A 14,248-nucleotide genomic window follows, 5' to 3' on the forward strand; every position below is an offset into this window, starting at 1 on the left:
CGCGTCGCACGGGTCAGTGGTCGCCGCACGGGTCCGGTCTGGTGCGGCACGTCCGCACCATGTGCGGCGCCCGGCCACTCGACCGGACCGCGACGGGCCCCTCGCCGGCGGCGAGGGGCCCGTCTGACCGAGACGATCAGGCGGGGACCGCGTCCGCGACCAGCTCCTCGAAGGCGCTCAGCGCCGCCGCCCCGACCGCCTTGTCCTGCTCCCCGTTGCCGCCGCTGATGCCCACCGCGCCGACGACCTGGCCGTCGTGCACCAGCGGGAAGCCGCCGACGAACACGGCGAACCGGCCGGTGTGCATGTGCTGGATCCCGAACGCCTCGTTGCCCGGCAGCGCCGGGCCGTTGGGCGCCTCGTTGAACAGGTGGGTGGCCCGCTGGTGGCCGGCCGCGGTGAACGCCTTGGCGATGGCGATCTCGACGCCGGTCAGCCGGGCACCCGTCATGCGGTGCAGCGCGATCGGGTGGGCGCCGTCGTCGGCGACACAGATGGTCTGGCGGACGCCGATCCGCTCGGCCTCGGCCTCGGCCGCCCGCAGCACGACGAGCGCGTCCTCGAGGGTCAGTCGGTGGATGGTCTGCACGGGTCTCTCCTCCGGTCGGGGTGGTGCTCGGGAATCGGGGGGTCAGGGTCAGGGGGTCAGGTAGACGGTCCGGACGTCGGTGACGAAGTCGAGGGCCTGGCGCCCGCCCTCCGGGAAGCCACCACCGGACGAGGCCCGCAGGCCCCCGAACGGCGGCGCGACCCCGTTGCCCGTCGTCGGGCCGTTGATCTTGACGATCCCGCAGGGTGCGGTGGCCGCGAACCGGTGGGCGACGGCGAGGTCGGTGGTGTGCACCGCGGTCGCGAGGCCGTGGGTCGAGTCGTCGAGGACGGCCAGGGCCTCGTCGACGCCGGCGACCGGCAGCACGGTGCAGAACGGGCCGAACACCTCGTCGGTGACGAGGGGATGGCCGGTGGGGACCTCGGTGAACAGCGTCGGCGGGACCCAGAAGCCGTCCGGATCGCGGTCGGTGACGGCCCCCGCGGAGGCGACGATCCGGGCGCCCGCCTCGACCGCGCTCGCCCGCAGCGCCTCCAGTCGCCGGAACTGTCCCGCGGTGGCGACCGGACCGGTCGTCGTCGCCGGGTCGTCGCCGGGGCCGACGGTCAGGGCCCGCACCCGCTCGGCGAGCAGGCCCATCAGCTCGGCGGCCACGGGCCGGGCGACCAGGACCCGGTCGGTGGAGGTGCACGCCTGCCCGGTGAGCCCGAACGCACCGGTCACGATGTCCGTGGCCGCCCGCTCCAGGTCGGCGTCGGCGCACACCACGGCGCAGTTGCGGCCGCCGAGCTCGAGCTGCAGCCGGGCCTGGCCGTGCGCCTGCGCGCGGATCGCCGCACCCACCTGGTCGGAGCCGGTGAAGCTGATCCCCCGGACGCGCGGGTCGGCGAGCAGCGTGGTCATCGCCTGCGGGTCGTGGCCGTGCAGCACGGGCATCGCGTCGTCGGGCAGCCCGGCCGCGGTGGCCGCCGCGGCGAGCCGCTCACCGGTCCCGGCCGTGACCGGCGAGGGCTTGAACACGACGGCGTTGCCCGCCGCGAGCGCCGGCGCGATCTTGCGGGCGGCCAGCGACAGCGGGAAGTTCCACGGGGTGACGGCGGCGACCACGCCGAGCGGTCCGCGCAGGGTGTAGGCGAACGTGCCGGGGGTCTCGGACGGGTAGGTCGTCCCCTCGACCAGGAACGCCAGCTGCGCGGCCAGCCGGAACTGCTCGGCGGCCTTGCCGACCTCGCCGCGGGCGGCACCGAGCGGTTTGCCCTCCTCCCGGGTGATCAGGTCGGCGAGCTCGTCGCGGTCGGCCTCGAGCTGCTCGGCGATCCCGCCGAGCACCGCGGCCCGGCGGGCCGGGGTGGTGTCGGCCCATCCGGTCGCGGCGGCACGATCGACCGCGGCGCGCGCGTCGACGGCGGTGGCGGGCCGGAACCGGCTGACGGAACGGCTGGGGCGGGCCGGATCGGTCGTCCACGACTCGGTCGCGCGGACGTCCTCGCCCGGGAGAGTCGGTGCGGGATGCACGAAGAACCTCCGGCGGATTGTGGAATGTGACGGCTACCGGTGATTCTGGGCGCGGTCCACCATGACCGGCACTGGACGAAGTGCAGCCGACCACGGATCGGATATAGGCAGATGGCACAGACCGCACCCCCCGATGCCGGCCGCGGTGCGCACACCGCGCGGGTCGACCCGTCCGACCTGGTCTCGATCGCCGACCTCCTGGCCGAGCCGCTGCTCCGCAACACGCTCCTGGCCGGCTCGGACGGGACGTCCCGGACCGTGCGCTGGTGCATCCCGCTGTCCGAGATCGACGGCGCGCCGCCCCCGGAGCCGGACGCCGGGCTCGTCGTGCACGCGCCGGTCGCCCGGCTGCGCGGCCCGGTGGGTGCCGACGTCGTCCGCCGCGTCGCGGGGGCCGGAGCGGTCGCGCTGCTGGTGCGCGTCGAACCCGCCGACGCCGCCCCGCCCGCCCAGCTGCGCGGCTACCTGCCCGAGGCACGGGCCGCCGCCGACGAGGCGGGCCTGCCCCTCGCGCTGCTACCCGCGACGGCGGACTTCCGGGCGGTGAGCCAGCTGGTGGCCACGAAGGTGCTGGCCCAGTCGACGCACGTGCTGGAGTACAGCGACCGCGTCCACCGTTCGCTCGGCGAGATCCTGGCCCGCGGCACCGGCATCCCGGCGCTCGCCCACGGCATGTCGCGGATGGCCGGCGCCCCGGTGATGGTCGTCGATCTCGACGGGGCGGTGCTCGCCCACGAGTCGGGCGTCGGTCAGGCCCGGCCGGCGCCGGAGTACGCCGCCGACCTCCTCCGCCGCCATGGCGACACCCTCGGCGCGGGGCCGCCGTCCCACGAGGCCGTCGCGCTCGGCCCCACCGATGCCGGTGGTACGGCCGTCGTGCCGTTGGCCGCGCCGATCTCGATCGGCGGGGAGCCCTGCGGGCTGGTCGCGGTGCTGGAGCCGGTCGACGGCGACGCCCACGACCGGGCCCAGCGTCGCATCGTGGTGCAGGAGGGCGCCGTCCTGATCGGTGCGGAGATGCTCCGGATGCGGTCGATGACCGAGGCGGAGGAACGCACCCGCGGGGACTTCGTGGTCGACCTCGTCCACGGCCGGTTCGCCGACGGGCAGCAGTTGGTCGCCCGGGCACGCCACCACGGTTTCGTTCCCGACGGCCGGCACGTGGTGCTGGTCGCCGAGCCGGACCCGCCCGTCTCCGACGACGCGCGAGCGGTCCGCCGGTTCCAGGCCGCGGCCCGGGCGGTGGAGCGGATCGATCACGGCGCAGCCGGGCCGATCCTCGCTACCCAGGTCGGCGGGAACCTGGTCGTGGTCGCCCCGGTCCCCGGCGACCACGGCCCCGAGGAGGTCCGCACGCTCGCCGGCGCGGTCGCGCGCGCCGTGCAGGAGCGGCTGGTGGGCACGGCCCGGGTGGCGTTCGGCGGTGCCCGGTCCGGCGCGGGCGGTGCCGCGACCGGCTACCGCGAAGCGCGCACGGCCCTCTCGCTGGCCCGACGCGTCGATGCGGCCCCGGTGGTCGGCTACGAGGACCTCCGGATCTTCGTGGCGCTGCGCGAGATCGCCGACTCCGAGAACGGACGCCGGTTCGCCGAGGAGGTCCTCACGCCGTTGCGCCGCGCCGACGGACACAACCGCAGCCTGGAGAGTGTCGTGCTCGCCTACATCGGCGAGTCGGGCAATCTCAACGCCGCCGCGCGACGACTCGGTCTGCACCGGAACACGACGTTGTACAAGCTCGACCGGATCTCGCGCGCGATCGGGATGGACATCCGCTCCTCGGACACCCAGTTCATGGTCTGGCTGGCGCACCACGTCGACACCCTGGCGAAGGTGAACGACAGCCTGGACGCCGAGCTGGCCCCGCCGCCGTGATCAGGCCTCTCAGTCGTGGCCTCCCGCCTCGGCGCGGTCCAGCATCCCGTCCACCAGGAAGTCCGCGTAGGCGTCGGCGATCTGCTCCGGACTGCGCGTCCCACCCGGCCGGTACCAGCGGTAGACCCAGTTCGCGGCGCCGAGCACGGCCAGGGCGACCAGCTGGGCGTCCAGGTCGGACTTCACGCGCGGGTCGGCCTGCGCGTCGCCGATCAGCCCGGCGATGAGGGCCTGGTACTCGCGCACGGGCAGTTCGACACGGCGCTCGTCGGTGAGCTGGTCGTACTCGTGCAGCAGGACCGTGGTCTTGACCAGGTTGTCGATCAGGTACAGGACGTGCCCGTGGATGACCGCCCGCAGGCGTTCGACGGGGTCGAGGTCGGCCTCGGCGAGCGTGCGCAGGTTGGCCAGCCCGGCGGCGAACACCGAGCGGATCACCTCGAAGAGGAGGTCGTCCTTGCTGCGGATGTAGTGGTAGAGGCTGCCCTTGAGCACCCCGAACTCGTCGGCGATGTCCTGCAGCGTGGTCGAGCGGTACCCCTTGCGTGCGAAGATCGCGGCCGAGATGTCGAGCAGCTCGTGCCAGCGGCCGTCGTCGGAGCGGAAGGGCGGCGCGGTGTCGGCCCGTGCCGCCCTTCTCCTGTTCACCACGCGCCCACGCTAACCACCTGGTGACGACGTCCGTCCGCCTGCTGCCGCGGCGCGGTACCGACCGGCCCCGGCCGGCGTTGCGGGGGCCCGTGCTGCACCGCCGAGCGGCCGGAGCGATCCTGGTGGGGTGAGTAAGGACCCCGTAGCGCTCGATCTCGACGACTCTGGACTGGCTCAGGGGCTGCCTCGCCCGACCGACCGCCGCGACGCGGTCGGGGAGGTCCCGTTCCGCCCGGTCCAGTTCTGCGACAACGACCTGCCCACCGCCCTGGAACGGGCCGCGGGCTGGCTGCGTGAGACACAGGAGTGGCTGGGCGAGCCGGTCGACGTGCTCGCCGTGCACCTCGACTACGACGACGCCCCGGATGCGATCTACTACGAGCTGAAGCTGCTCTGCAACGAGGAGGATCTCGCCGGGGCGCCGATCGCCCTCCGGAAGCAGTCGTCCGCGCCCGACGGGTCACCGCAGACGTAGGAGCACACCCGGCCGGACCGCGAGCGTCGGCCGCGAGGTCCGGGACCGTCACCGTGACGGTCCCGGACCCGCCGGTGTGCGCGGTCATGTGCCGAGGGCCTGCTCCGCCAGCAGCCGGTCCCGGAGCCGGAACTTCTGGATCTTGGTCGCGGACATCGGCCAGTCCGTGGTGAACCGCACGTGCCGCGGCACCTTGTACTTCGCCAGCCCCGCCCGGCAGTGCGCCAGCACCGCCTCCTCGGTCAGTACGGCGCCGGGCCGCGGTTCCACGAACGCGGCCGGGACCTCGCCGTACTTCGCGTCGGGCACACCCACCACCACCGCCATCTGCACGTCGGGGTGGGTGCCCAGGTACGCCTCGACCTCCAGGCAGCCGACGCTCTCGCCACCGACCTTGAGCATGTCCTTGGTGCGGCCGCGGAAGGTCAGGTTGCCTGCCGCGTCGATCGAGGCGAGGTCGCCGGTGTGGAACCAGCCGTCGTCGTCGAAGCACTCCGCGGTCTTCTCCGGGTCGTTGCGATAGCCCTGGAACAGGTTGAACCCGCGGATCCACAGCGGACCGGTCTCCCCCGCGGGCAGCTCGGCGCCGGTCAGCGGGTCCCGCACCTGTGCCTCGACGCCGGTGAAGGGCTTGCCCGAGGTGAGGCGGGCCTCGAGCGGGTCGTCGAGCCGGCCCATGATCGCGACTCCGCCGGTCTCGGTGGATCCGTAGCAGCTGACGTGCGCGGTGTGCGGCAACAGTTCCTGGAACGACCGCAGCAGCTCCGGCGGGCCGACGGTGAGCATCGCCCGCGCCCGGCGGAAGGTGTCCGGGCCGTAGCGGGGATGGTGCAGCAGCGGTCCGGTCAGCGTCGGATAGGCCGGGTACAGCAGCGTGGCGCGTTCACGTTCTATCTGGTCCAGCGCCGCGTCGACCTCGAACCGGGTCATCGACAGCCAGGCCGCACCCGCGCTGAGCACGCCGACCATCGGCGCCTGGGCGCTGACGTGGAACATCGGCAGCGGGTTCCACATCCGGTCGGCCGCGGTCAGCCCGAAGGCCTCCTCGCCCACCGCACGTCCGAGCCGGACGACCGAGCGGTGGGTCAGCGGGCAGCCATTCGGCTCGGCCGTCGTCCCCGACGTGTACATCATGATGTAGGGCGTCTCCGGGGTGACCGCCTCGACCGCGGCCAGGGCGGCGCCCTCCGCGACCTGGCCGCCCCCGGCCAGGAACGCCTCCCCGGTGACGAACCCCGGCGCCGTCCGGGTACCCAGCACCACCGCCGCCTGCAGCGCGGGCGCACCGGCGACGGCCGGGGTGACACCGGGCTCCGCCGCGGCCAGCTCCGGGAAGGCCTCGTGCAGCCGCGCGACGTAGTCGACGTGCTCGTCGACGGCGTCCGTGGTCAGCAGGACCGACATCGCCGAGTCCGGGACCACGTGCGCGATCTCCCGCGGCGCCAGCCGGGCGTTGATCGGTACGAACAGCGCGCCGGTCATCGAGACACCGAGCATCGCGTGCACGAACGCGAGCCCGTTGGGCATCAGGGTCCCGACTGCGTCCCCGGGGCGCACCCCGAGCGCGAGCAGGGCCCGGGCGACCGCGGTCGCCGAGTCGAGCAGCTCGCGGTAGGTCTGGCGGACCTCCGGGAACACGACCGCGTCGGAGTCGGGATGCTCGCGGGCCGCCCGCAGGGCGAGACCGGGCACCGTCAGGACGCCGTCCTCCACAATCGACAACTGCCTGCCTCCCACTGACGAGTGTCGCCCGGCGATCAGGGCCCGGTCATCCGAACGAGCGCGGCAGGCCGAGCCCCTCGGCGATGCCGTTGCGCGCCATCTCGTTGGTGACCGGCCCGATCCGGAAGAGCCGGACGTCGCGCCAGTAGCGCTGCATGTCCGTCTCGGCCGAGTAGCCCATCCCGCCGAGGATCTGCAGCCCGAGGTCGGCGGCCTGCCCGGCGAGCTCGGAGGCCACCACCTTGGCCATGTTCGCCTCCTGGCCACAGGGCCGGCCCAGCGACTGCATCCAGGCCGCGCGGTAGACCATCAGCTCGGCCTGGTCGCGCCACATCGCGATGTTCGCGACGTGGTGCTGCAGGGCCTGGAACCGGCCGATCGGACCGCCGAAGGCCTCCCGCTCGGACAGGTACCGCAACGCGTCCTCCAGGACGCCGTCCATGATCCCCACGCAGAACGACGACAGCATGATCCGTTCGTTGTTCAGCGTGGGCAGCAGCATGTACCAGGCCCGGTCCTGCTCGCCGAGCAGGTTCTCGTCGGGCACGAACACGTCGTCGAGGAAGATGTCGCACGACCCGAGCGAGCGCATCCCGAGCTTGGGGATCTCGCGGATCGTCACGCCCTCGCTCGCGGTGGGCAGGATCAGCAGCGAGACACCCTGGTGTCGCTTGGCACCGTGGTCGGCGGTGCGCACGAGCAGCAGGACATGGTCGGCGACGTGCGAGGCCGAGCTCCAGGTCTTCTGCCCGTTCACCACCCAGCCGCCGTCGACCTTGCGGGCCCGGGTGCGCATGCCACCGAGCAGGTCCGTCCCCCCGCCGGGCTCGGTGAACCCGATCGCCCACTTCTCGCGTCCGGCCGCGATCGCGGGCAGGTGCTTCGCCTTCTGCTCCTCGGTGCCGTAGAAGCCGACCGACTTGCCGCCGGCGAACGAGGTGATGCCCCAGACCCAGGTCAGCCCGGCCAGCGAGCGGGCGAGCTCGCGGGCCAGGATCATCTGGGTCAGCACGTCGCCGCCCTGGCCGCCGTACTCCTCGGGGATCCCGATGCCGTGGAACCCCGCGGCCGCGATCTTGTCGAAGAGCGCGTGCGGGAAGTTGCGCTCGTCCTTCTCCAGCTCGTTCGCCCAGGACTTGGGTGCCTCGCGCTCCACCCAGTCGCGCACCGTCTTCCGGAAGAGCTGCTGCTGCTCGGTGAGCTCGAAGTCCACTGCTGCCACCTCCGCTGCCACGACCCACTGCGTTGCGACCCGGGTCACACGGTACGCGCCCAGACAACCGTTTGGTAGGGCAGACGACGCCTACAGCTCAGCCGACGCCCTCTGTCGTGCTCTCGGGGTTCCGGCGCCCCGACACCCGAGAGCGCCACGCCCGGACAGCGGCGACGGCGAGCAACACCACCGTCACGCCGAGCAGCACCGCGGAGACCGGCCGGAGCACGAAGATGCCGAAGCTGCCGTTGGACAGCAGCAGCGCCTGCCGGAACGAGCTCTCCAACAGCGACCCCAGCACGAAGGCCAGCACCAGCGGCCCCGGTTCGAACCCGGCCTGCTTGAGCAGGAAGCCCAGCACCCCGAAGGCCAGCACGGCTCCCATGTCGAACGTGCTGTTACCGATGCTGTAGACCCCGATCAGAGTGAGCAGCACCGCGACCGAGGACAGCACCCCGATCCGGACCCGCAGCAACCGGATGAACACCCCGACGAGGGGCAGGTTCAGCGCCAGCAGCATCACGTTTCCGATGTACATCGACGCGATGACACCCCAGAAGATCTCCGGATTCTCGGTGGCGAGCAACGGCCCCGGCGTCACGCCCTGCAGGAGCAGCGCCCCGAACAGCAGCGCGAGCACCGAGTTCGACGGCAGGCCCAGGGTCAGCAGCGGGATGAACGCCGACGTCGAGGACGCGTTGTTGGCGGTCTCCGGACCGGCCACACCTTCGATCGCGCCCCGACCGAACCGCTCGGGCTCGGGGGCGACCTTCTTCTCGACCGCGTAGGAGGCGAGCGATCCCATCAGCCCGCCGCCGCCGGGCAGCGCACCGACGAGGAACCCGAGCACGGACCCTCGGGCGACCGGCGCGATCGAGCGCTTCGCGTCGGCCCGGTCCGGCAGCAGCCGACCGACGCGGGCCAGCGGTGCTGCACCGTGCCGGTTCGCGACGTTGTGCAGCAGCTCGCCGACCCCGAACAGTCCCATCGCGACCGACACCAGGTCCAGCCCTCCCAGCAGGTCGAGACTCCCGAAGCTGAACCGGGCCGCCCCGGTGATCGGGTCCTGTCCGACGGTCGCGAGGAGCAGACCGCCCGCCGCCATGACCAGCGCCCGGCTGAACGAGCCGGTCCCGAGGTAGGCGACCAGCAGGATGCCGAGCACGGCGAGCGCGGTGTACTCGGCCGGGCCGAAACCGACGGCGAACTCGGCGAGCGGGCGGGCGAGCAGGGTCAGGCCGACGAGTGCGACGGTCGCTCCCACGAAGGACCCGATCGCGGCGATGCTGAGCGCGGGTCCGGCCCGCCCCTGCCGGGCCATCTCGTAGCCGTCGAAGGTGGTGACCACCGATGCCGCCTCGCCGGGCAGCCGCAGCAACACCGAGGTGATCGTGCCGCCGTACATCGATCCGTAGTAGATCCCGGCGAGCAGGATGATCGCCGAGGTCGGCTCGACGGTGTAGGTGAGCGGCAGCAGCAGCGCGATCGCGGCCGTGGGACCGAGCCCGGGCAGGACGCCGACGACCGTACCCAGCAGCACGCCGGCGAAGACGTAGAGCAGGTTCGCCGGGGTCAGAGCGACCGAGAAGCCGAAGACGATCGAGTCGAGCACGCCCATCAGGTCACCCCGCTCACAGCCCGAACGGTCCGATCGGTAGCGGCACCTGCAACGCCTCCGCGAAGACCAGCCAGAACCCCGCCGTACCGAGCACGGCGGTGGCGATCGCGACCCGCCATCCGTCGCCGGCGACGACCCGGACCCAGAACAGCAGGAACAGCGGTGTCGGCAGCAGCAGCCCGTAGGAGCGGAACGCGAGGATGTAGGTGACCAGCGCGGAGATACCGAGCAGGACCCGCACATTGATCCCGACAGCCGGTCCGTCGGACGCCCGAACGTCGATCAGGGTGCTCACCGCGCCGGATCCGACCAGCAGGAGGCCGGCGACCAGAGGCCACAGGCCGGGCCCGGGTTCGGCCGCCGACCCGACCCCCATCCGCAGCGCGTGCACGACCGCCGCGGCACCGACGACCGTCGCGACCGCGGACGTCAGCCAGCGCCCGGGGCCGGACGTCCGCGGGACCGGCTCGGCGTCACCCGCCCCGCCCGGGGTGTTCGACGTGGTCGTCGGCTCAGCCACCGGCGACCACCTCCCGGAGCCGTCGCCCGAACGCCTCCAACCGGTCGGTCAGCACGTCCGGGGCGGTGTGCACCGCGTACGGCGCGCCGACGGCGTTGCGGTAGCCGGGATCGGCGACGCAGCCCGGCAGTTCGGCACGCAGCCGTTCCACGATCCGCGGATCGAGATCCCGTGGCCCGATCATCGCGTAGTAGGTGGTGGTGTCGATGAGATCGGTGATGCCGTGCTCGGCCAGCGTCGGCACCTCCGGCAGGAAGGTGAGCCGCTCCTCGGAGCCGGTGGCCAGCGGCCGCATGCGCCCGGCGTCCACCAGGGCGAGGGTGTCGCGGCCCGCCGCGTCCCACCGGGCGTCGACGGTGCCGCCGAGCAGTGCCGCGTTGGCCTCGGACGTGCCCTCGAACGGGACCGTGTTGAACACCGTCCCGCGTCCGGACAGCTCGCGCAGCGCCATCGAGAACGATGTCTGTGCCCCACTGGTGCCGACGCTGACCGTCTCGGGCGTCGCCCGGACCGCCGCGAGGAGGTCGTCGATGGTCCGGAACGGGGAGTCGGGACGAACCATGATCAGGCTGGGGATCGCCATCGGCTGCCCGAGGTAGGTGAAATCGCCGTCGGTGTAGCCGACCGATTCCTCGAGCGTCGGGGTGGTGACCAGTGTGGACTGGGTGCCGAGGCCGAGCAGGTAGCCGTTCGGACCGGCGGTAGCGACGTCGACCATGGCCGGTGCGCCTGCTCCCCCGGCCTGGTTCTCGACCACCCACGACTCGCCGAACCGCTGCTCGAAGCAGTCCATCAAGGCCCGAGCGCCGAGGTCGGAGGGGCCACCGGCCGAGTACGGGAGCACGAATCGGACCTCCCGCTGCGGGAAGTTCTCGGCCCCGGACGTCGGTGCGGCCGCACAGCCGGTGAGGATCACCGCCGACACCGCCACCATCGAGACGAGCGCGACGGTCGGCGCCGGGCGCCGGCGTCCTCGCCGACGGTACGTCCGTGCGGGCATCCGTACCCCCGATTCACCGCGCACCCTTGCGCGGTGACTCAGGGTAGGCACGAGGGCCGTCGATGAGTCAACCGGTCGTTCGATAGTCGACCTGCGGCCGCACTGCGCTCAGTCGCTCTCGCGGGCCGGCTCGACGAGGCGCCGGGTGGTGCGCCGGAACGCCCAGACCACCACCAGCGCGGCGAGCACCGTCAGCGGCGTCCCCATTGCGATCTTCGCGAACGCCAGCCAGCCGGTGGCGTCGACGAGGTAGAGCCACTCCTTGACCACGAACCGCGCACCGAACACGACGGACGCGAACAGCGTCGCCACGTCGTGCGCTCGCAGCGCGACGCGGTCCTCGCGCCAGCGGTGGGCACCGCCGTGCACGGCGTTCCAGATCACGCCGCTCAGCGGTCGCCGGACGAGCACCGACCCGAAGGTGACGACGAAGCCCGCCAGGGCCGCCCAGATGCCGATCGCGAAGAAGTCCTTGGCCGACCCGGTCCAGGCGACGAGGCCGGCGGCCGCCGCGATGCCGAGCAGCCCCCCGACGGCCGAGGTGAACGCCTCCCCGCGCAGCAGCCGGAACCCGGTGAGCGCGAGCCCGACGGCGATGGAGATCCCGATCGTCATCGTCAGCGACAGGAATGCGTTGGCCGCGACGAACACGATCACGGGGATGGTGGAGTACACGATCCCCATCGGGCCGCCTGCATGGTCGAGTGCCGTGCGCGGCTGCGCGGCGGGCTGGTCGTTCCGGCGATGCCGGTCCGGCTGCGTCATGGTCATGTCCGTCCTCCCGGGTGCTGCGCGTCGGCCTGGTGTGGCGCGATCCCCAGGAGAAGGCGTGCCGCAACGGCATACTCAACCCGGTTGTGGCCCATGCCACTGTTTCCGGCGGGACTTGACCATGCCGCTACGGCACGGTCTGCACTGGACGTGCAGTCGAGGAGAGAGGGGTCGTCGTGGCCTGGAGCACCCGGGAGATCGCCGAGCTCGCCGGCACGAGCCTGCGGGCGGTGCGGCACTACCACGAGGTGGGACTGCTGCCCGAGCCCGAGCGGCGGTCCAACGGCTACAAGCAGTACGGCGTCCCGCACCTCGTGCGGCTACTGCGCATCAAGCGGCTGGTCGACCTCGGCTTCTCCCTGTCCCAGATCGCGGCCATGGGCGAGGAGGACGACCATCCCGAAGAGGCATTGCGCACCCTCGACGCCGAGCTCGCGGCCACCATCGAGCGTCTGCAGCGCGTCCGCGTCGAGCTCGGGCTGATCCTTCGCACGTCGGTGCCGACCGATCTCCCGGCCGAGCTCGCGCCCGCGGCCGGCGCCCGGATGTCCGACGCCGACCGCTCGCTGGTCGTCGTGCTGAGCCGGGTGCTGGGCCCGCAGCGCATACAGGCCTACGCGGACATGCTGCAGGATCTCCCGGCCGACCCGCTCGACGGCGAGCTCGATGCACTGCCCGCCGACGCCGACGAGGCCACCCGCCAGGACCTGGCCGAGCGGCTCGCGCCCTACATCCACACGCTGCTCGAGTCGAACCCCGGGCTCACCGGGCCGGACACCGACGCACCGCGCGGCGAGCACTTCGTCGCCCGGACGGTCGGCATCGCGATGCGGGACCTCTACAACCCGGCCCAGATCGACGTGATGCGCCGCGCCCACACGCTGCTGGAGTCCCGGAAGGCCGAGTCGCACCCGCCCACCGGCGCCGGCTGAACCACGACCCGCCCACCGGCCCGCCCTCCGGGAGGAGCGGCGACAGCGAGGAGACACGATGGACCCGACGACACCGCCGGAGACCCCGGAGTGCCCGGTCACCGAGTTCGGCCGGCTGCGCGAGCAGGCTCGTACCGTCGAGCTGCCGGGGATCGGCGGCGGGCGCACCGTCATGGTCACGCGGCACGACGACGTCCGCGCCGTGCTGACCGACGCTCGGTTCCGCTGCGACCCGGACGCGATCGAGGGCGCCTCGCAGACGGTGGCGAGCCTGTTCGAGATCCTCGGCTTCCCGGACGATCTCGCCCACCTCGGTCGTGGCCTGCTCACCCGCGACGGTGCCGACCACAGCCGGCTGCGCAGGCTCGTCTCACGGGCGTTCACCGTCCGGCGGGTCGACGCGCTGCGGCCCCGCGTCGAGACGATCACCGAGGGCCTGCTCGACGACGTTGCCGCGGCGGGAGCCGACGGCCGCCCGGTCGACCTGGTGAGCAGGTTCGCCTATCCCCTGCCGGTCGCGGTGATCTGCGAGCTGGTCGGCGTACCCGCGGACCGGCGTGCACGGTGGCAGGAGCTCGGCGCGCTGCTGTTCACCCCGGACACCGGACGCATGCCGGAGGTGGCACGCGCGGTGGCCGGCCAGATCACCGAACTGATCGAGGCGCGCCGCGCCGTCCCGGCCGACGACCTCCTCACCGACCTGGTCCGGGCGCACGACGACGACGGCGACCGGCTCACCGAACGCGAGCTGGTCACGATGGTGTTCGACCTGGTCACGGCCGGGTTCGAGACGACCGCCCACCTGCTGTCCAAGGCCACGCTGGCGCTGCTGACCCGGCCGGAGCAGCTCGCGGCGCTGCGGGCGGACCCGGGCCTCTGGCCGCGGGCGGTGCACGAGCTGGTGCGCACCTGCGGCCCGATCCCGACCGGGCTGCCGCGTCATGCCGCCACGGACGTGGAGATCGGCGACACCACGATCCCCCAGGGGGCCGCGGTGCTCCCCGGCCTGCTGCCCGCGAACTTCGACCCGCGGACCTACGACGCCCCCGACGAGCTCGACGTCCGGCGCGACACCGGCCGCGGCGACGGGCACCTCGGGTTCGGCCACGGGGCGCACTACTGCCTCGGCGCCGCCCTCGCCCGGCAGGAGACCGAGGTGGCGCTGCGGGCACTGTTCACCCGCTTCGAGGACCTGCGTCTCGACCACGCCGGCACGGACGCCACGCAGCCGTCGCACCTCGGGTTCCACCGGTTGCCCGAGCTGTTCGTGCGGGTGTCCTGACAGCCACTCCTCCCGAGTTCACCTCGTTGTTGCCATAGCGGCATCACAGTTGTCATATATCGGAACAGCTCCCTCTCGGAGGACGAGTGTGCGCTCACCCCAGACACGGGAGAGACGCCATCTATAG

13 protein-coding genes are annotated in these 14,248 nt (G+C 72.8%); 4 read left to right on the forward strand and 9 right to left on the reverse strand.

What is annotated here, in order from left to right; genetic code table 11:
* Positions 1-136: 136 nt before the first annotated feature.
* Together BM093_RS14340 and BM093_RS14345 are read right to left on the reverse strand one after the other, a co-directional pair.
* A complete protein-coding gene (locus tag BM093_RS14340) occupies positions 137-589 on the reverse strand; it encodes a GlcG/HbpS family heme-binding protein (RefSeq protein ID WP_093342905.1) in 453 nt (150 codons plus the stop codon).
* 48 nt (positions 590-637) lie between these two features.
* Positions 638-2,065 (reverse strand): aldehyde dehydrogenase family protein, encoded by a 1,428-nt coding sequence (locus tag BM093_RS14345; RefSeq protein WP_093342907.1) that lies wholly within the window; start codon positions 2,063-2,065, stop codon positions 638-640.
* Between the two features lie 111 nt (positions 2,066-2,176).
* On the opposite strand from BM093_RS14345, the gene BM093_RS14350 reads away from it, so the two are divergent.
* Positions 2,177-3,937 carry a helix-turn-helix domain-containing protein gene (locus tag BM093_RS14350; RefSeq protein WP_093342910.1) on the forward strand — a complete coding sequence of 587 codons (1,761 nt, stop codon included), beginning with the start codon at positions 2,177-2,179 and terminating at the stop codon, positions 3,935-3,937.
* A gap of 9 nt (positions 3,938-3,946) precedes the next feature.
* On the opposite strand, the gene BM093_RS14355 is transcribed toward BM093_RS14350, so the two are convergent.
* Positions 3,947-4,588, reverse strand: coding sequence for a TetR/AcrR family transcriptional regulator (locus BM093_RS14355; RefSeq protein ID WP_093342913.1), 642 nt, complete (start codon positions 4,586-4,588; stop codon positions 3,947-3,949).
* Between the two features lie 127 nt (positions 4,589-4,715).
* On the opposite strand from BM093_RS14355, the gene BM093_RS14360 reads away from it, so the two are divergent.
* On the forward strand, positions 4,716-5,063 hold the full coding sequence (locus tag BM093_RS14360) for a hypothetical protein (protein WP_093342916.1): 348 nt from the start codon (positions 4,716-4,718) through the stop codon (positions 5,061-5,063).
* Positions 5,064-5,147: 84 nt separating this feature from the next.
* On the opposite strand, the gene BM093_RS14365 is transcribed toward BM093_RS14360, so the two are convergent.
* From BM093_RS14365 to BM093_RS14390, 6 genes are all read right to left on the reverse strand, one after another.
* Positions 5,148-6,776, reverse strand: coding sequence for a class I adenylate-forming enzyme family protein (locus tag BM093_RS14365; protein WP_245773529.1), 1,629 nt, complete (start codon positions 6,774-6,776; stop codon positions 5,148-5,150).
* A gap of 55 nt (positions 6,777-6,831) precedes the next feature.
* A complete protein-coding gene (locus tag BM093_RS14370) occupies positions 6,832-7,998 on the reverse strand; it encodes an acyl-CoA dehydrogenase family protein (protein ID WP_093342922.1) in 1,167 nt (388 codons plus the stop codon).
* 97 nt (positions 7,999-8,095) lie between these two features.
* The gene (locus BM093_RS14375) at positions 8,096-9,616 is read right to left on the reverse strand and encodes a tripartite tricarboxylate transporter permease (RefSeq protein ID WP_093342925.1); all 1,521 of its coding nucleotides are present in this window, start codon (positions 9,614-9,616) and stop codon (positions 8,096-8,098) included.
* A 13-nt stretch (positions 9,617-9,629) separates the two neighbouring features.
* Positions 9,630-10,136, reverse strand: a complete 507-nt coding sequence (locus BM093_RS14380) for a tripartite tricarboxylate transporter TctB family protein (RefSeq protein ID WP_093342928.1) — start codon at positions 10,134-10,136, stop codon at positions 9,630-9,632.
* Entirely contained in the window at positions 10,129-11,136 is a 1,008-nt protein-coding gene (locus BM093_RS14385; protein WP_093342931.1) for a tripartite tricarboxylate transporter substrate binding protein, read from the reverse strand. The genes BM093_RS14380 and BM093_RS14385 overlap by 8 nt, the downstream gene beginning before the upstream one ends.
* Before the next feature lie 108 nt (positions 11,137-11,244).
* Entirely contained in the window at positions 11,245-11,907 is a 663-nt protein-coding gene (locus BM093_RS14390; protein WP_245773521.1) for a DUF3159 domain-containing protein, read from the reverse strand.
* Positions 11,908-12,083: 176 nt separating this feature from the next.
* Between BM093_RS14390 and BM093_RS14395 the strand changes: the two genes are divergently transcribed.
* Together BM093_RS14395 and BM093_RS14400 are read left to right on the forward strand one after the other, a co-directional pair.
* The gene (locus tag BM093_RS14395; RefSeq protein WP_093342934.1) at positions 12,084-12,839 is read left to right on the forward strand and encodes a MerR family transcriptional regulator; all 756 of its coding nucleotides are present in this window, start codon (positions 12,084-12,086) and stop codon (positions 12,837-12,839) included.
* Between the two features lie 58 nt (positions 12,840-12,897).
* Positions 12,898-14,121 carry a cytochrome P450 family protein gene (locus tag BM093_RS14400; RefSeq protein WP_093342936.1) on the forward strand — a complete coding sequence of 408 codons (1,224 nt, stop codon included), beginning with the start codon at positions 12,898-12,900 and terminating at the stop codon, positions 14,119-14,121.
* Positions 14,122-14,248 lie beyond the last annotated feature (127 nt).

Origin of the sequence: Pseudonocardia ammonioxydans (assembly GCF_900115005.1) — a bacterium.
Lineage (GTDB): Bacteria > Actinomycetota > Actinomycetes > Mycobacteriales > Pseudonocardiaceae > Pseudonocardia > Pseudonocardia ammonioxydans.